Consider the following 17,345-nt stretch of genomic DNA (forward strand, 5'->3'; position numbering starts at 1 on the left):
TTCATAACTTACAAATGTAGCTTTAGGCTTGACTGCCAAGATGGATAAAGCACGTTAAGGATGAATGATTATGCTTGCTCAGACAGAACAAAAAACACAACAACTAATGCAAACCCAAGGCATGCTTGAGGTGATTGGAATCGTTGCTCCTGAACATCAAGCAATTTTCCCTGTTGAAGCCCAAACCTTTTTATCTCTACTGTGTGAAAAATTTGCCGGACGTGTTGAACAGTTGCTAGAAGCGCGAGAAGAGAAGCAAGCACGCATCGATGCTGGTGAGCTGCCAGATTTTCTACCGGAGACACAAGACATTCGCGAGGGAAGTTGGAAGATCCTTGGAATCCCGCAAGATCTGCAAGATCGCCGAGTGGAGATTACTGGACCAACCGATCGCAAGATGGTGATTAACGCACTGAATGCGAATGTTAAAGTGTTCATGGCAGACTTCGAAGACTCAATGTCTCCGGCGTGGAGTAAAGTTCTGGATGGACAAATTAACCTGCGTGATGCCGTCAATGGCACCATCAGTTACACCCATCCTAGCAATGGCAAACACTATCAGCTGACAGAAGACCCAGCGGTGTTGATCTGCCGCGTTCGCGGGCTGCATCTAAAGGAAAAACACGTCACGTGGCACGGTCAGATCATTCCAGGTGCGCTATTCGACTTTGCTCTGTACTTCTACAATAACTACAAAGCGCTATTGAAAAAGGGAAGCGGTCCTTACTTCTACATTCCAAAGCTGCAATCGCATCATGAAGCGAAGTGGTGGAGTGAAGTGTTCCATTTCACTGAAGAGTATTTCGGTTTGGATACCGGAACCATTAAAGCCACCGTACTGATTGAAACGTTGCCTGCGGTATTTGAAATGGACGAGATTCTGTTCTCACTCAAAGAGCACATTGTCGGTCTCAACTGCGGTCGTTGGGATTACATCTTTAGCTACATCAAAACACTGAAAAATCATCCAGATCGCGTTCTACCTGATCGCCAAGTGGTGACTATGGATAAGCCATTCCTCAACGCTTACTCAAGATTGTTGGTGCGTACTTGTCATAAGCGCGGTGCATTTGCGATGGGCGGCATGGCAGCCTTTATTCCAGCCAAAGACCCACAAGAAAACCAAAAAGTGCTGGATAAGATTCACAAGGATAAATCACTGGAAGCGAACAACGGACACGACGGCACTTGGGTTGCACACCCTGGTCTGGCGGACACTGCAATGGAAGTGTTTAGCGCAACACTCGGTCAGCGCACCAACCAACTGGATGTGAGCCGCTCGGAAGATGCGCTAATCACCGCCGAAGAGTTGCTTGAACCATGCGAAGGTGAACGCTCAGAAGAAGGCATGCGCCACAACATCCGCGTCGCGTTGCAATACATTGAAGCTTGGATCTCTGGCAATGGATGTGTGCCGATTTACGGACTGATGGAAGACGCAGCAACCGCAGAAATTTCCCGTGCTTCTATTTGGCAGTGGATTCAACACGGTAAGTCGCTCGATAACGGTTTGATAGTCACTAAGGAGCTGCTCGAGTTGTATCTGAAAGAAGAGATTGAAGTCGTGAAGCAAGAAATTGGTGAACAGCGCTACCAAGCAGGTCGATTTGAGGAAGCGGCTGACTTGATGGCAAGGCTCACTACGAGCGATGAACTGACCAACTTTTTAACCATTCCAGGTTACGACTACTTGGATTAACCCAATAATTTCAATAACCAACTTTATTTAACCAATACGTGAAGGATTCGAGGCAGATAAGGATGTACTGCCTGAGAACGGAAAACTCAACGCACATGCACAAGTGCACATTATTAGAGGGATAGATCAATGACTAACTTAACTCGCCGCCAACAAATTGATGCACTGGAAAAAGATTGGGCAACCAACCCACGCTGGAAAAACGTAAAGCGTACTTACACAGCGGAAGAAGTGGTAGAACTACGCGGTTCTATGGTGCCTGCGAACACAATCGCACAACGTGGTGCTGACAAACTTTGGTCACTGGTTAACGGTAGCTCAAAGAAAGGCTACGTAAACTGTCTTGGTGCACTGACGGGAGGTCAAGCCGTACAGCAAGCAAAAGCGGGTATTGAAGCTATTTACCTCTCGGGCTGGCAGGTAGCGGCGGACAACAACACCGCTTCGACTATGTACCCAGACCAATCCCTTTACCCAGTAGACTCTGTACCGTCAGTAGTAAAACGCATCAATAACTCATTCCGTCGCGCAGACCAAATCCAGTGGTCAGCAGGTAAGTCGCCAGAAGACGAAGGTGGTATTGATTACTTCCTACCAATCGTAGCGGATGCAGAAGCAGGTTTTGGTGGCGTTCTTAATGCGTACGAGCTAATGAAATCAATGATCGACGCAGGTGCGGCGGGTGTTCACTTTGAAGACCAGCTGGCATCAGTGAAGAAGTGTGGTCACATGGGCGGTAAAGTATTGGTTCCAACTCAAGAAGCAGTACAGAAACTGGTCGCAGCTCGTCTAGCAGCAGACGTTGCAGGCACTACAACACTCGTAATCGCACGTACCGATGCAAACGCAGCAGACCTGCTAACGTCTGATTGCGACCCATATGACAAGGACTTTATTCAAGGAGAGCGCACACCAGAAGGTTTCTACCGTGTTCGTGCAGGTATCGACCAAGCAATCTCTCGTGGTCTAGCTTACGCACCATACGCGGATTTGATCTGGTGTGAGACGGCAACGCCATGTCTAGAAGAAGCGCGTAAGTTTGCAGAAGCGATTCACGCAGAGTACCCAGACCAACTGTTGGCATATAACTGTTCGCCTTCATTCAACTGGGAGAAGAACCTAGACGCTGAAACCATTGCTAAGTTTCAACAAGAGCTGGCTGATATGGGCTACAAATATCAGTTCATCACGCTAGCGGGTATCCACAACATGTGGTTCAATATGTTCGAACTGGCACATGCTTACGCACAAGGCGAAGGTATGCGCCATTACGTTGAGAAAGTACAGCGTCCTGAGTTTGAAGCGGCAGAAAAAGGTTACACTTTTGTGGCGCATCAACAAGAAGTTGGTACGGGCTACTTTGATAGAATGACCAATACCATTCAAGGTGGTAACTCATCAGTGACAGCACTGACTGGTTCTACCGAAGAAGATCAATTCTAACAAACGTAGAGTCCACAATTACGACGAGAGTCATGACATCTTTGAGCGGCGATTGGGCCGCTCTTTTTTTGTTTGTGCCATTGGTTGAGCAAAATGACCACATATCCAGAAAGGTTTAGTCTTCTGACTCTATTTCCTCGGGCTCAACCTCTTCTTGCAGTTCCAGTAAGTTAATTGCGATCGTGACAAAATCTGAATCAGTGATAATGCCGACTAAATGACCGTGGTTCACCACTGGCAAGCAACCTACTTTATGCTTCTGCATATAGATAGCACTTTCTTTTAATCCAGCCCTTGGTTCCGCCGTCATGATGTTAGTGTGCATCATTTTATGAAGTGGCGTATCGAAAGTGAAAGATTGTTCAGTCTCATCAGGGTGCAAACTGGATTCTTGAGCAGCAAGAATATCTCGATGTGTCACTAAACCTTGTAGATGGTCATTGGCATCTACAACCGGAATATGTCTAATATCGAGCGCTTCCATCATGTCTCGAGCCTCACGCAATGTGTTGCTACTAAAAAGGGTATGAGGATTGCGAGTCATCATGTCTTCAACTTTGATCATAGAGACCTCCAAAGGCGTTGTCCTTTTCCTAAATATAGAGAATATTTTGCCCTTTATCTGGGAGCTAACTCGTTTTTCACTAATAAATTAATGCAATTAGATGAAGATCAATCAGAGGAGGGAATAGGTTGGTCATTTACATAAAGCCGTCTACTAAAAGAGAAGGTGATCCTGCATTGTAAGATGGGAGTGAAACATGTAAGCGCTATCATGAATGACCAAAGCTAAGGCAGTATAGCCTTAGCTTTGGTTACTCTTAACTTTGTCTATAATGGACACAGATCAGACCATATGCTTTGGCATCAACACAGCTACCAATGTAACTTTTATTAGGCAGATTAACTGCGCACAAGTGCGGTACTTGCTTCAGCTTACATGCATCTTGTAACGTTTTTAACGTCTCTTGTTCAGAGCTTGCTAACGTATTAGCAGAAAAAGAAATAATGGCGGCGCTGAATAGCGTAATTAACATCTTCATACTTACCTCAAAAGTTCGAACATAGAGCAAGTTGCTCATTGTCAATATAGTCTAAAAGTGAACTTATTGAGTGATTTGATAATAAAGAAGCATGCCGATGTATATCTATACGTCGTGGAACAATACGCTCTTCATGTCTTATTACATTCTTAGTGGACGCTTTTGCCATCAATCGAAAGGGATTTGCTTGCTATTGCAGCATGTAAACATATACTAGTCTGCTGCGAAAAACTCGTCGCAATTTTATCGTCGTCTTTGACGTGATTTGACCAATATATAAGACAAGTAACATGCAAGTATCAGATTTCCATTTCGACCTTCCAGATGAACTCATCGCTCGTTACCCTCAGCCAGAGCGTACCGCTAGCCGACTACTGCAAATGGACGGTAATACTGGCGAGCTAGTGGATGGCACATTTACCGATGTGTTGGACCATGTTCAAGCCGGTGACCTCGTGGTTTTCAATAATACCCGCGTTATCCCTGCCCGTATGTTTGGTCGTAAAGAATCAGGCGGTAAGTTAGAAGTACTAGTGGAGCGCATGCTCGACGACAAGAGCATTTTGGCTCACGTACGCTGCTCAAAATCGCCAAAACCAGGCTCCACCGTTATTGTTGGCGAAAATGATGAATACTCAGCAGAGATGGTGGCTCGTCATGATGCATTGTTTGAGCTGAAATTTAATTCTGATAAGACGGTGCTAGAAATTCTGGAACAGATCGGTCATATGCCACTTCCACCCTATATTGACCGCCCAGATGAAGACGCAGATAAAGAGCGTTACCAAACGGTTTACAGCCAAAAACCGGGTGCGGTAGCCGCGCCAACCGCAGGCTTACATTTTGATGATGTTCTGCTAGAGAAAATCAAAGCGAAAGGCGCCGAATTTGCTTATGTGACGCTGCACGTCGGTGCGGGTACATTTCAACCGGTAAAAGTGGATGATATTAACGATCACCACATGCACGCGGAATACGTTGAAGTGCCACAAGACGTGGTTGACGCTATTCATGCCACCAAGGCCCGTGGCGGTAGAATCATTGCCGTTGGTACAACATCGGTTCGTTCACTGGAAAGTGCAGCGCAAGACGCGTTGAAGAAAGGCACAGAATTGGTTCCATTCTTTGGCGATACCGAAATCTTTATCTACCCTGGTTACGAGTACCAGTTGGTGGACTGCTTGATCACCAACTTCCACTTGCCAGAATCAACACTGATTATGTTGGTGAGTGCGTTTGCAGGTTATGAGAACACCATGAATGCATACCAGCATGCGGTTGAGAACAACTACCGTTTTTTCTCTTATGGTGATTCAATGTTCATCAAGAAGAAAACGGCATAAACCCCTCCCTAACCCTCCTCTTAAAAAGGTGAGGGAATAAAAGCGCTGAGGCGTGGGTTTCTCCCCCCTTTCTAAGGGAGAGGCTAGGAGGGGGCAACGATTTACGAGTGCTAGCAGTAAGCTAGGAAACAGAGCAGAACCACTGCTTTGTCTCTCGCACGGAAAGCGACCACTCCTTAAAGTGGGGGTTACCCCTAAAAAACATTGTCAGACTGTTTCTCTGACACTCGGAGGCATCGTGAAATTATCATTCGATCTTAAGAAGAAAAACGGCAATGCGCGTCGTGGTCAATTGACCTTCGAACGTGGCACTGTTCAAACGCCAGCGTTCATGCCGGTAGGTACTTACGGTACCGTTAAAGGCATGACACCAGAAGAAGTAAAAGGCACGGGCGCAGAAATCCTGCTCGGTAACACTTTCCACCTATGGCTGCGTCCAGGCCAAGAAGTGATGAAAATGCACGGTGACCTGCACGACTTCATGAACTGGCATGGTCCGATTCTTACCGATTCAGGCGGTTTCCAAGTATTCAGCCTGGGTAAAATGCGTACTATTACAGAGCAAGGTGTACATTTCCGCAACCCAGTAAACGGTGACAAAATTTTCATGGACGCAGAGAAGTCGATGGAAATCCAAAAAGATTTAGGCTCTGACATCGTTATGATTTTCGACGAGTGTACGCCATACCCAGCGACACACGATGAAGCGAAAAAATCGATGGAAATGTCACTACGTTGGGCGCAGCGCTCGCGTGATCACTTCGATAAACTAGAAAACCCGAACAACCTATTTGGTATCGTTCAAGGTGGTGTATACGAAGACCTACGAGATGTATCGGTAAAAGGTCTAACTGACATTGGCTTTGACGGTTATGCGGTGGGTGGTCTTGCCGTCGGTGAACCGAAAGAAGACATGCATCGCATTCTTGAGCACACGTGCCCACAACTTCCAGAAGATAAACCACGTTACTTGATGGGTGTTGGCAAGCCAGAAGACTTGGTCGAAGGTGTTCGCCGTGGTATCGACATGTTTGACTGTGTAATGCCAACCCGTAACGCGCGTAACGGCCACCTATTTGTGACTGGTGGTGTGATCAAGATCCGTAATGCGAAACACAAAACGGATACAACACCGTTAGATCCGCACTGTGACTGTTACACTTGTCAGAACTACAGCAAGTCGTACCTTCACCACCTAGAGCGTTGTAACGAAATCCTAGGTGCGCGCCTGAATACTATCCATAACCTACGTTACTACCAACGTTTGATGGAAAGCATTCGTAAGGCGATTGATGAAGATCGTTTCGATGAGTTTGTTCAAGAGTTTTACGCTCGTCGTGACCGCGAAGTGCCACCACTAGGTAAAGCATAAAAAATTAAAGCCTTTGGCATGTCGCCAGAGGCTTTTGCTAATAAAGTAGGCAAAAGCATATTATTTTTGAGAGAGTGATCTCTATTAGTCACATTCAGACTTGAATCTAAATTGCGAAAGCCCAACTTTTTGGATTATTAATAAAATATAATGAGGATGTTTTAATGTTTATTTCTCAAGCTCACGCAGCAGCAGAAGGCGCACCAGCAGGTGGCGGTTTTGAAATGCTAATCATGCTAGGCATGTTCGCAGTGATCTTCTACTTCATGATCTATCGCCCACAAGCAAAGCGTGTAAAAGAACACAAGAGCCTGATGTCTTCGATGGGCAAAGGTGACGAAGTACTAACAAGCGGTGGTTTAGTAGGTAAAATCACTAAGATCAGTGAAGAGAACGACTACATTTCAATTGAGCTAAATGCAAACAATGAAGTTGTGATCAAGAAAGACTTCGTAACGGCAGTGCTACCAAAAGGTACGCTTAAGTCTCTATAAAACAGCTAAAGGATCCTCGCTGTGCTAAACCGTTATCCGTTATGGAAGTATTTGATGGTATTCTTCGCCATCATCACCGCTGCGTTGTACGCACTTCCAAATATCTACGGTGAAGATCCGGCTGTTCAAATTACAGGGGCGCGTGGCGCCTCTGTTGATATGTCAACGCTGGATGCTGTCACTAACGCTCTTGATAAAGAGCACCTTTCTTATAAAACCATTGCTCTCGAAAATGGTTCAATCCTTGTTCGTTTCAATGACACTGATACTCAGATCAGTGCGCGCGATATTATCAGCGAAGCGCTTGGCAAAGATAAAATTGTCGCTCTCAACCTAGCGCCATCTACGCCAGACTGGCTAGAAGCCATTGGTGCGTCACCACTTAAACTGGGTCTTGACCTGCGTGGTGGTGTTCACTTCTTGATGGAAGTGGATATGGACGCGGCAATGGAAAAGCTAGTTGGTCAACAAGAAGAAGCGTTCCGTAGTGAGCTTCGTGAAGCCAAAGTTCGCTACCGTGCAATTCGTCCTTCTGGTAAAGAGGGAGTCGAAGTATTGCTACGTAATGAAGAACAACTGGCGGAAGCGAAGGCGACGCTAGAGAAGAATCACCCTGACATGAACTTTGTCGACTCTGATTCGAATGGCCGTTACGCTTTGATTGCCACCTTTACTGAGCAACGTTTACAAGAGATCCGTAACTACGCTGTAGAACAAAACATCACGATTCTACGTAACCGTGTAAACGAGCTGGGTGTTGCTGAACCATTGGTGCAACGTCAAGGTGCTAGTCGCATCGTCGTTGAGCTTCCCGGTGTTCAAGATACCGCTCGTGCGAAGGAAATCCTAGGTGCAACGGCAACGCTAGAGTTCCGCGAAGTCGATGATAAAGCTGACCTATCAGCCGCGGCAAGTGGTCGTGCGCCAGCAGGTAGCGAAATCAAGATGGATCGTGATGGTCGCCCTGTTGTATTGAAGAAGCGCGTTATTCTTGGTGGTCAAAGTATCACGGATGCAAGCTCAAGTGTTGATGAATACGGTCGTCCGCAAGTGAACATCTCGCTAGACAGCGAGGGTGGTAACAAGATGTCAGCGTTCTCTAAAAAGAACATCGGCAAGCTAATGGCAACCGTGTTTGCAGAATACAAAGACAGTGGTCGTCGTACGCCAGAAGGCAAAGTGATCCTTGATAAACACGAAGAAGTCATTAACCAAGCAACGATTCAATCGGCTCTTGGCCGTAACTTCCGTATCACAGGTATCGACTCTGCGGCAGAAGCGCACAACCTAGCACTTCTACTACGTGCTGGTGCACTTATCGCCCCTATCTCTATCGTTGAAGAGCGTACCATTGGTCCATCAATGGGTCAGCAAAACATCGATATGGGTATTCAAGCATGTATCTGGGGTATGGTAGCAGTAATGATCTTTACTCTGCTTTACTACCGTGGTTTTGGTCTGATCGCGAACGTTGCACTGATGGCAAACTTAGTGCTTATCATCGGTATTATGTCGATGATTCCAGGTGCAACCATGACGCTTCCGGGTATCGCTGGTATCGTTTTGACAGTGGGTATGGCAGTCGATGCGAACGTACTGATATTCGAACGTATCCGTGAAGAGCTTCGCGATGGCCGCAGTCCACAACAAGCGATTCACCAAGGTTACGCTAATGCATTTAGCACCATTGCCGATGCGAACATCACCACCCTTATCACAGCAATCATTCTGTTTGCTGTTGGTACAGGTGCAGTGAAAGGCTTCGCGGTAACGCTATCTATCGGTATCTTGACCTCTATGTTCACCGCAATCATAGGTACACGTTGTATCGTGAACTTGGTGTACGGTGGCAAGCGCGTTAAGAAATTGTCGATCTAAGGCTGGGAATTATTATGTTTCAAATTCTAAAAGCAGAAAACACGATCGGCTTTATGCGTTGGTCGAAAGTCGCGTTCGTATTCTCTATCTTTATGATCGCTGCTTCTATCTTCACGCTATCAACCAAGTGGTTGAACTGGGGTCTAGACTTTACTGGTGGTACGCTCATCGAGGTAGGTTTTGAACAACCAGCAAACCTTGAAGAAATTCGTGCAGCTCTAGATTCACAAGGCTTCGGCGATGCGACGGTACAAAACTTCGGTAGCGCTCGTGATGTAATGGTTCGTCTTCGTCCACGTGACGATATGTCTGGTGAAACGCTAGGTAACCAAATCATTGGTGCTATTAAAGAAGGCACGGGTGAAAGCGTAGAAATGCGGCGTATCGAATTCGTAGGTCCAAACGTTGGTGATGAACTAACGGAAGCAGGCGGCCTAGCGATTCTTGTGTCGCTAATCTGTATCCTGATCTACGTATCGATCCGATTCGAATGGCGTCTAGCAGCAGGTGCGGTAATGGCACTGGCACACGATATCATCATCACGCTGGGTGTCTTCTCGTTCCTACAAATCGAAGTTGACCTAACCATCGTAGCGGCACTACTAACGGTAGTTGGTTACTCGCTCAACGATACCATTGTTGTATTCGACCGGATTCGTGAAAACTTCCGTAAGATGCGTAAGGGTGAGCCTTCAGACATCATGGACGCTTCAATTACTCAAACATTGAGCCGTACTTTGATTACGTCTGGTACGACGTTGTTCGTAGTAATTGCACTGTTCACTCAAGGTGGTGCGATGATTCACGGTTTCGCGACCGCACTTCTACTAGGTATCACAGTAGGTACGTACTCTTCTATCTACGTAGCATCAGCACTAGCGCTAAAACTGGGTATCCAGAAGGAGCACTTGATGCCACCTCAAGTAGAAAAAGAAGGTGCAGAGTTCGACGAGATGCCATAAGGCAGATTGAGAACCGAAACCGAAAGCAAAAACCGCTGAGTAATCGGCGGTTTTTTTGTATCTGAGTTGTGTCGCTGAAGAGCCTCGCACATCATTCGTCCTCAATGTGTAGACACATTTTAGAACGAGACTGACAGATGTAAAAAAGCCCCGCTCAGAGAGCGAGGCTTTTTGAAAGTCATCAGCGTGGCGGGCTTAGTATGCCGCCATCATCTTACTTAAGGATCGCGCTGTTACCGTTTTCACGAATGTGCTTAAGGATAGATTTTACGCCACGAGCACTTGAAGCAACGATGTTGCCAGACTTCATGTAATCAGTTCCGCCAGCAAAGTCAGTTAGGATAGCACCAGCTTCACGAGCAATCAGCTCACCAGCCGCCATATCCCATGGCTTCAGACCTAGCTCGAAGTAACCATCTACGCGACCAGCAGCGACATAACATAGATCAAGAGCTGAAGAGCCAGAACGACGGAAATCGGCACATTCAGTAAATAGAGAGCCAATGATCTTGATGTAAGATTCAGAGTGTTGCTTCTGTTTGAATGGGAAACCAGTCGCAAGAACAGTACCGTGTAGGTCTTTAAGCGGAGTAACACGGATACGAGCGTTGTTTAGTTGAGCGCCAGCACCGCGTTGTGCAGTGAATAGCTCGTTTTGCATTGGATCGTATACACAAGCCACTTCAGTTTTACCTTTGAAGCGAACTGCGATAGATACTGCGAAAGTTGGGTAACCTTTTACAAAGTTATTAGTGCCATCCAGTGGGTCGATGATCCATTGTACGTCTTTATCTTTACCTTCGATAAGACCAGCTTCTTCAGCAACGATACAGTGCTCTGGGTAAGAGTGCTTGATAGTATCGATGATGATAGCTTCTGCTTCTTTGTCTACATTAGTAACAAAGTCATTAGTGCCTTTTAGCGTAGATTCAATTTTATCTGTGTTTTCTAATGATTTAGCAATGTGATTGCCTGCCTTTCGCGCAGCGCGAATAGCAATGTTTAGCATTGGATGCATACGAATTTCCCAACGGATGTTAAAGAACAAATGAAAGCGGCCGCGAGTATACCAGAGTTAAAACAAAAAGGAAGTGGTTATTTTTTGTCCTCCGTTCTAGTGCGTAGTGGTCCATGTATCGTGATGAAGTGCACCAATTGATGAGAATGCCAGTAGAAAGCGGCTTCTCTATAGGGCGTGTTAAAAAAATATGGTAACATTCTGCGGTTTTAAACTAGGTAGCAAACACAGATGTTGGATCAAGTAAAAATCGTACTCGTCGGAACTTCTCATTCAGGCAACATTGGCTCGGCTGCACGCGCAATGAAAGTCATGGGTTTAAGCCAACTTGTATTGGTTGATCCGCAATGTGAAGTGGATGACCAAACTCTTGCTCTTGCCGCTGGTGCTGGTGATATTGCTCAAAACGCAACAGTCGTAAGTACGCTAGAGGAAGCCATTGAAGATTGTGGTCTTGTCGTCGGCTCTAGTGCTCGTTCACGCACACTTGAATGGCCAATGCTTGAGCCACGCGAATGTGGTGAGAAATTTGCCGTTGAAGGCCAAAAGCACCCTGTTGCATTGGTCTTTGGCCGTGAGAGAACTGGCCTAACTAATGACGAATTGCAGAAGTGTCATTACCACGTTTGCATTCCAGCTAATCCTGAATACAGTTCACTTAACTTAGCGATGGCGGTACAAACGCTGAGCTATGAAGTTCGCGTTGCACACCTCAACCTAGAGCAAAGCCAATACGTGCCAAGTGAGCCTGAAGAGTACCCACGCCATAAAGAGCTAGAAATGTTCTTTGAGCACCTTGAAAAGGTGATGGTTGATACCCAATTTATCAACAAAGAACAGCCAGGTCAGGTGATGAACAAACTTCGTCGCTTGTACTCACGTGCACGACCAGAGGCTCAAGAATTGAATATTCTGCGTGGTGTTTTGACAGCGATCGAAAAGAAACTCTGAATAAACAATAACCACTTTAGATGTAAGGGTGAATACCTGACTAAAATAGTCAAATAAATACTTGACCATTTTAGTCGGGTATGGAAGAATCATAATCATTACAAACCATGTGGATACGGTGTGGTATGAAACTTACATCTAAAGGAAGATATGCGGTGACAGCCATGCTGGATGTGGCACTGCACTCGCAACAAACCCCGGTACCTCTTGCAGACATCTCCGAGCGCCAGGGGATCTCGCTCTCTTATTTAGAGCAGCTGTTTTCGAAATTGCGTAAAGCAGGCTTAGTCACTAGCGTTCGTGGTCCTGGTGGTGGTTACCGACTGGGTGCCGATGCACACAGTATCGCTATCGGTACCGTAATTGCTGCTGTTGATGAGTCAGTCGATGCAACCAAATGCCAAGGCAAGGGAGGTTGTCAAGGTGGGACTCGTTGCCTAACTCACACACTATGGCGTGACTTAAGCTCTCGTATCAGCGACTTCCTGAATAACATCACGCTCGGTGAGCTGATGACAGACAACGAAGTAATAGAAATTTCTGATCGTCAGGACATTGATCTGGCGGTGACTCATGGGCTATCAAACAAAAATACAACCGCCGCGCCCATCGGTGTAAACGTCCGCTCTTAGCGGTCAGCTTTTTACATTGGAGTAGAGAATGAAACTGCCGATTTATCTAGATTATTCCGCTACGTGTCCAGTTGATCCACGTGTTGCTGAAAAAATGGTTCAGTACATGACAATGGATGGGACATTTGGCAACCCAGCTTCACGTTCGCACCGTTATGGCTGGCAGGCAGAAGAAGCTGTAGATACTGCCCGTGAGCAAATTGCTGACCTTCTAAATGCAGATCCACGCGAAATTGTCTTCACCTCTGGTGCGACTGAATCTGACAACCTTGCAATCAAAGGTGCCGCTCATTTTTACTCTAAAAAGGGTAAACATATCATCACTTGTAAAACAGAGCATAAAGCGGTTCTTGACCCATGTCGTCAACTAGAGCGCGAAGGCTTTGAAGTGACTTACTTAGAGCCAGAATCAAACGGCCTGATTGACCTAAACAAACTTCAAGCAGCAATGCGTGAAGATACTGTTCTCGTATCAATCATGCACGTAAACAATGAGATTGGTGTTATTCAAGACATCGCAGCAATCGGCGAGTTATGTCGTGAACGTAAGATAGTGTTCCACGTAGATGCTGCACAATCTGCGGGCAAACTGCCAATCGATGTTCAAGAGTTGAAAGTAGACCTAATTTCACTGTCAGCACACAAAATCTATGGCCCTAAAGGTATTGGCGCACTTTACGTACGTCGTAAACCTCGTATTCGCCTAGAAGCGCAAATGCATGGTGGTGGTCACGAACGTGGTTTCCGCTCTGGTACGCTACCGACTCACCAGATCGTAGGTATGGGTGAAGCGTTCCGCATCGCCAAAGAAGACATGCAGAAAGATTACGATCACGCATTAGCACTTCGTAACCGTCTTCTAGATGGTGTGAAAGATCTTGAAGCGGTAACGGTGAATGGTGATTTAGAACAGCGTGTACCACACAACTTAAACGTGAGCTTTGCATTTGTTGAAGGCGAATCACTCCTGATGTCACTGAAAGATCTCGCAGTATCATCAGGTAGTGCATGTACTTCAGCGAGTCTAGAGCCATCTTATGTGCTTCGTGCGCTAGGTCTTGACGACGAACTGGCTCACAGCTCTGTACGTTTCTCATTTGGCCGTTTCACGACTGAAGAAGAAATTGATTACGCAATTGAACAAATCCGCGTTGCAGTGACTAAGCTACGCGACATGTCTCCTCTATGGGATATGTACAAGGAAGGGGTTGATCTGAGCACGGTTGAATGGGCTCATCATTAATCTCACGGACTGAATAGAGGATTCGAGGTAATTTATCATGGCATACAGCGAAAAAGTAATTGATCACTATGAGAACCCACGTAACGTAGGTTCATTCGATAAAGAAGATCCATCAGTAGGTAGCGGCATGGTTGGCGCACCAGCTTGTGGTGACGTAATGAAGCTTCAAATTAAAGTGACACCAGAAGGCATCATTGAAGACGCGAAATTTAAAACTTACGGTTGTGGTAGCGCAATCGCATCAAGTTCACTAGTGACAGAGTGGGTGAAAGGTAAGTCGATCGATGAAGCGGCTGCTATCAAAAACTCTGAGATTGCAGAAGAGTTGGAGCTTCCTCCCGTGAAAGTGCACTGCTCAATCCTAGCGGAAGATGCAATTAAAGCAGCGGTTGCTGACTACAAGAAAAAACACCAAGAATAAGTATTCCGTATATAATGGGAGCCTGTAACGCTCCCATTTCAATCGTAATTTAGACAGACGTAAGGTGCAGTATGGCCATCACAATGACAGAAACAGCGGCGAGTCGCGTAAAAGCATTCCTAGATAACCGAGGCAAAGGTATCGGTTTGCGTCTTGGAGTGAAGACGACAGGCTGTTCCGGTATGGCTTATGTGCTTGAGTTTGTTGATGAGCTTAATGAAGACGAAGATGAAGTATTCGACCACTCGGGTGTCAAGATCATCATCGACAAAAAAAGCTTGGTGTACTTAGACGGCACTGAACTGGATTACGTGAAGGAAGGCTTGAACGAAGGCTTTGAATTCAACAACCCGAATGCGAAAAGTGAATGTGGTTGTGGTGAAAGCTTCAACGTCTAATTGATTGGCCTTTTGGGCAACCGAGTCCAGAGGGCTTTACTAGGACCCGAACTTAATGAATCACTTTGAATTATTTGGGCTACCAAGTCAGTTTACGCTGGATGGTAGCCTTCTTTCTTCTCAGTTCTTAGAACTGCAAAAACGCTTTCATCCAGATAATTTTGCCACAGCGTCTGAGCGCGACCGTTTAATGGCTGTTCAAAAAGCAGCGCAAATTAATGATGCTTACCAAGTTTTGAAACAGCCAATCTCACGTGCAGAATACATCTTGGCAGAAAATGGCATTGAAATCCACGGTGAACAGCAAACCATGCAAGACCCAATGTTCCTAATGGAACAGATGGAGCTGCGTGAAGAATTAGAAGAAATTGCTGACAGCTCTGATCCTGAATCAGCGCTTTTTGACTTTGATGCTAAGGTCAGCAAAATGTACAAACAGCATTTGGCGAATGTAGAACAAGAACTTGATAATGGTCTTTGGGCAGAAGCTGCAGACCGCGTTCGTAAACTTAAATTCATAGCCAAACTAAAGAACGAAATTGAACTGGTCGAAGACAAGCTCCTCGGCTAGTTAGCGTGACAAGGACTCATCATGGCACTACTTCAAATCGCAGAACCGGGCCAAAGCTCGGCACCTCATCAGCATAAGTTAGCAGCGGGTATCGACTTAGGTACCACGAACTCTTTGGTTGCTTCTGTACGCAGTGGCAATGCCACGACTTTAACGGATGAGCAGGGACGTAGTATTCTGCCGTCGGTTGTAAACTATGCGCAAGAATCGGCGATGGTTGGTTATGACGCGAAAGCAAAAGCAGAGCTAGAGCCTGAAAATACCATTATTTCGGTAAAGCGTTTGATTGGCCGCTCATTGAAAGACATTCAATCTCGTTACCCATCTTTGCCTTACCAGTTTAAAGAGAGCGATAATGGTCTTCCTATTCTGAAAACGGCTCAAGGTGATAAGAACCCGATTGAAGTTTCTGCAGACATTCTAAAAGCACTCGGAAAACGTGCAGAAGAGACGCTTGGCGGTGAACTTGCTGGTGTCGTGATTACCGTTCCAGCTTACTTCGATGACGCTCAACGTGCCGGTACTAAAGATGCGGCAAAATTGGCAGGTCTTCATGTACTACGTCTGCTTAACGAGCCAACTGCAGCAGCTATCGCTTACGGTTTGGATTCTGGTCAAGAAGGTGTGATTGCGGTTTACGATTTAGGTGGCGGTACTTTTGATATCTCTATCTTACGTCTGTCAAAAGGCGTATTTGAAGTCTTGGCGACGGGTGGTGATTCAGCGTTAGGTGGCGATGACTTTGACCATCTTCTTGCTGACTATCTGATGGAGCAAGCGGGGCTAGAAGCGCCACTTTCTGCAGAGAAAAACCGTGTACTGTTAAACATTGCCACTGCAACGAAGATTGCTTTCTCTGAGCATGACAGCGTGGATGTTGATGTTTTTGGCTGGAAAGGCTCAGTCACTCGCGAACAGTTCGAAGAGTTGATTCGCCCATTGGTGAAGAAAACCTTGATGTCTTGCCGTCGCGCGCTTAAAGATGCTGACGTTGATACCGAAGACGTGCTTGAAGCCGTGATGGTTGGTGGCTCTACTCGTACTCTACTGGTACGTGAAATGGTGGGTGAGTTCTTTGGTCGCACACCACTAACAAGCATTAACCCAGATGAAGTGGTTGCGATTGGTGCTGGCATCCAAGCGGACATTCTAGCGGGTAACAAACCTGATTCAGAAATGCTGCTGCTTGATGTTATCCCATTATCACTTGGCATTGAAACCATGGGCGGCTTGGTAGAGAAGATCATTCCTCGTAACACCACCATTCCTGTTGCTCGTGCGCAAGAATTTACCACGTTCAAAGATGGTCAAACGGCGATGAGCGTACACGTGGTACAAGGTGAGCGTGAGATGGTCGATGACTGTCGTTCACTGGCACGTTTCTCGCTGAAAGGTATTCCGCCAATGGCGGCAGGTGCAGCGCACATTCGTGTGACTTACCAAGTGGATGCCGATGGCCTACTGTCTGTGACGGCAATGGAGAAGAGTACTGGCATTCAGTCAGAGATCCAAGTGAAGCCGTCTTACGGTCTGAGTGATAATGAAGTTACGAATATGCTACGTGACTCAATGACTTATGCGAAAGAAGACATGCAAGCTCGCGCACTTGCGGAACAACGTGTTGAAGCAGACCGTGTGATTGAAGGTTTGATTGCAGCGATGCAAGCGGATGGTGATGAGCTACTATCAGAGCAAGAGAAACAAGCGTTGTTAAATGTGATTGAAGCACTGATTGAGCTTCGCAATGGTGAAGATGCGGATGCGATTGAGCAAGGCATTAAAGACACCGACAAAGCAAGCCAAGATTTTGCATCGCGCCGTATGGATAAATCGATTCGAGCTGCACTGTCAGGTCAATCAGTAGATGATATATAAGA

General features: G+C 46.2%; 17 protein-coding genes. 14 read left to right on the plus strand and 3 right to left on the minus strand.

The window, feature by feature from the left end; genetic code table 11:
• Window positions 1-70: 70 nt before the first annotated feature.
• A complete protein-coding gene (gene aceB, locus AK966_RS16920) occupies window positions 71-1,699 on the plus strand; it encodes a malate synthase A (protein ID WP_172438176.1) in 1,629 nt (542 codons plus the stop codon).
• Window positions 1,700-1,828: 129 nt separating this feature from the next.
• Window positions 1,829-3,142, plus strand: a complete 1,314-nt coding sequence (aceA, locus tag AK966_RS16925) for an isocitrate lyase (RefSeq protein WP_099080630.1) — start codon at window positions 1,829-1,831, stop codon at window positions 3,140-3,142.
• Window positions 3,143-3,257: 115 nt separating this feature from the next.
• Here aceA and AK966_RS16930 read toward each other — a convergent pair whose 3' ends face one another.
• Together AK966_RS16930 and AK966_RS16935 are read right to left on the minus strand one after the other, a co-directional pair.
• Entirely contained in the window at window positions 3,258-3,707 is a 450-nt protein-coding gene (locus AK966_RS16930; RefSeq protein ID WP_099080629.1) for a CBS domain-containing protein, read from the minus strand.
• Between the two features lie 256 nt (window positions 3,708-3,963).
• A complete protein-coding gene (locus AK966_RS16935; protein ID WP_099080628.1) occupies window positions 3,964-4,185 on the minus strand; it encodes a hypothetical protein in 222 nt (73 codons plus the stop codon).
• A 290-nt stretch (window positions 4,186-4,475) separates the two neighbouring features.
• Between AK966_RS16935 and queA the strand changes: the two genes are divergently transcribed.
• The 5 genes from queA (at window position 4,476) to secF (ending at window position 10,234) form a co-directional block, all read left to right on the plus strand.
• The gene (gene queA, locus AK966_RS16940; RefSeq protein ID WP_099080627.1) at window positions 4,476-5,528 is read left to right on the plus strand and encodes a tRNA preQ1(34) S-adenosylmethionine ribosyltransferase-isomerase QueA; all 1,053 of its coding nucleotides are present in this window, start codon (window positions 4,476-4,478) and stop codon (window positions 5,526-5,528) included.
• Between the two features lie 238 nt (window positions 5,529-5,766).
• Complete coding sequence (gene tgt, locus AK966_RS16945; RefSeq protein ID WP_099080626.1) at window positions 5,767-6,900, plus strand: tRNA guanosine(34) transglycosylase Tgt; 1,134 nt, start codon at window positions 5,767-5,769, stop codon at window positions 6,898-6,900.
• Between the two features lie 164 nt (window positions 6,901-7,064).
• The gene (gene yajC, locus AK966_RS16950) at window positions 7,065-7,394 is read left to right on the plus strand and encodes a preprotein translocase subunit YajC (RefSeq protein WP_099080625.1); all 330 of its coding nucleotides are present in this window, start codon (window positions 7,065-7,067) and stop codon (window positions 7,392-7,394) included.
• A 21-nt stretch (window positions 7,395-7,415) separates the two neighbouring features.
• The gene (gene secD, locus AK966_RS16955; protein ID WP_099080624.1) at window positions 7,416-9,272 is read left to right on the plus strand and encodes a protein translocase subunit SecD; all 1,857 of its coding nucleotides are present in this window, start codon (window positions 7,416-7,418) and stop codon (window positions 9,270-9,272) included.
• Window positions 9,273-9,286: 14 nt separating this feature from the next.
• Window positions 9,287-10,234 carry a protein translocase subunit SecF gene (gene secF, locus AK966_RS16960; RefSeq protein WP_099080623.1) on the plus strand — a complete coding sequence of 316 codons (948 nt, stop codon included), beginning with the start codon at window positions 9,287-9,289 and terminating at the stop codon, window positions 10,232-10,234.
• Between the two features lie 214 nt (window positions 10,235-10,448).
• On the opposite strand, the gene suhB is transcribed toward secF, so the two are convergent.
• Window positions 10,449-11,252 (minus strand): inositol-1-monophosphatase, encoded by an 804-nt coding sequence (gene suhB / locus AK966_RS16965; protein ID WP_099080622.1) that lies wholly within the window; start codon window positions 11,250-11,252, stop codon window positions 10,449-10,451.
• A gap of 231 nt (window positions 11,253-11,483) precedes the next feature.
• Here suhB and trmJ point away from each other — a divergent pair, with 231 nt between their 5' ends.
• The 7 genes from trmJ to hscA all read left to right on the plus strand — a co-directional run bounded on the left by trmJ (window position 11,484) and on the right by hscA (window position 17,343).
• Window positions 11,484-12,203, plus strand: coding sequence for a tRNA (cytosine(32)/uridine(32)-2'-O)-methyltransferase TrmJ (gene trmJ / locus AK966_RS16970; protein WP_099080621.1), 720 nt, complete (start codon window positions 11,484-11,486; stop codon window positions 12,201-12,203).
• A gap of 125 nt (window positions 12,204-12,328) precedes the next feature.
• Window positions 12,329-12,835: a Fe-S cluster assembly transcriptional regulator IscR gene (iscR, locus tag AK966_RS16975; RefSeq protein ID WP_099080620.1), complete on the plus strand. Its 507-nt coding sequence runs from the start codon at window positions 12,329-12,331 to the stop codon at window positions 12,833-12,835.
• Between the two features lie 28 nt (window positions 12,836-12,863).
• Window positions 12,864-14,078 (plus strand): IscS subfamily cysteine desulfurase, encoded by a 1,215-nt coding sequence (locus tag AK966_RS16980; protein WP_099080619.1) that lies wholly within the window; start codon window positions 12,864-12,866, stop codon window positions 14,076-14,078.
• Between the two features lie 37 nt (window positions 14,079-14,115).
• Window positions 14,116-14,499 (plus strand): Fe-S cluster assembly scaffold IscU, encoded by a 384-nt coding sequence (gene iscU, locus AK966_RS16985; RefSeq protein ID WP_005483070.1) that lies wholly within the window; start codon window positions 14,116-14,118, stop codon window positions 14,497-14,499.
• 71 nt (window positions 14,500-14,570) lie between these two features.
• A complete protein-coding gene (iscA, locus tag AK966_RS16990; protein ID WP_099080618.1) occupies window positions 14,571-14,897 on the plus strand; it encodes an iron-sulfur cluster assembly protein IscA in 327 nt (108 codons plus the stop codon).
• Window positions 14,898-14,952: 55 nt separating this feature from the next.
• Window positions 14,953-15,468, plus strand: a complete 516-nt coding sequence (hscB, locus tag AK966_RS16995) for a co-chaperone HscB (RefSeq protein ID WP_099080617.1) — start codon at window positions 14,953-14,955, stop codon at window positions 15,466-15,468.
• Window positions 15,469-15,489: 21 nt separating this feature from the next.
• On the plus strand, window positions 15,490-17,343 hold the full coding sequence (gene hscA / locus AK966_RS17000) for a Fe-S protein assembly chaperone HscA (RefSeq protein WP_099080616.1): 1,854 nt from the start codon (window positions 15,490-15,492) through the stop codon (window positions 17,341-17,343).
• The last annotated feature ends 2 nt before the right edge of the window (window positions 17,344-17,345 follow it).

Source organism: Vibrio sp. PID23_8 (genome assembly GCF_003584965.1).
Lineage (GTDB): Bacteria > Pseudomonadota > Gammaproteobacteria > Enterobacterales > Vibrionaceae > Vibrio.

Bases quoted from the DNA above. Each gene is read 5' to 3' on its own strand.
- aceB (WP_172438176.1), top strand. From the start codon at position 71: ATGCTTGCTCAGACAGAACAAAAAACACAACAACTAATGCAAACCCAA.
- aceA (WP_099080630.1), top strand. From the start codon at position 1,829: ATGACTAACTTAACTCGCCGCCAACAAATTGATGCACTGGAAAAAGAT.
- AK966_RS16930 (WP_099080629.1), bottom strand. From the start codon at position 3,707: ATGATCAAAGTTGAAGACATGATGACTCGCAATCCTCATACCCTTTTT.
- AK966_RS16935 (WP_099080628.1), bottom strand. From the start codon at position 4,185: ATGAAGATGTTAATTACGCTATTCAGCGCCGCCATTATTTCTTTTTCT.
- queA (WP_099080627.1), top strand. From the start codon at position 4,476: ATGCAAGTATCAGATTTCCATTTCGACCTTCCAGATGAACTCATCGCT.
- yajC (WP_099080625.1), top strand. From the start codon at position 7,065: ATGTTTATTTCTCAAGCTCACGCAGCAGCAGAAGGCGCACCAGCAGGT.
- secF (WP_099080623.1), top strand. From the start codon at position 9,287: ATGTTTCAAATTCTAAAAGCAGAAAACACGATCGGCTTTATGCGTTGG.
- suhB (WP_099080622.1), bottom strand. From the start codon at position 11,252: ATGCATCCAATGCTAAACATTGCTATTCGCGCTGCGCGAAAGGCAGGC.
- trmJ (WP_099080621.1), top strand. From the start codon at position 11,484: ATGTTGGATCAAGTAAAAATCGTACTCGTCGGAACTTCTCATTCAGGC.
- iscR (WP_099080620.1), top strand. From the start codon at position 12,329: ATGAAACTTACATCTAAAGGAAGATATGCGGTGACAGCCATGCTGGAT.
- AK966_RS16980 (WP_099080619.1), top strand. From the start codon at position 12,864: ATGAAACTGCCGATTTATCTAGATTATTCCGCTACGTGTCCAGTTGAT.
- iscU (WP_005483070.1), top strand. From the start codon at position 14,116: ATGGCATACAGCGAAAAAGTAATTGATCACTATGAGAACCCACGTAAC.
- iscA (WP_099080618.1), top strand. From the start codon at position 14,571: ATGGCCATCACAATGACAGAAACAGCGGCGAGTCGCGTAAAAGCATTC.
- hscB (WP_099080617.1), top strand. From the start codon at position 14,953: ATGAATCACTTTGAATTATTTGGGCTACCAAGTCAGTTTACGCTGGAT.
- hscA (WP_099080616.1), top strand. From the start codon at position 15,490: ATGGCACTACTTCAAATCGCAGAACCGGGCCAAAGCTCGGCACCTCAT.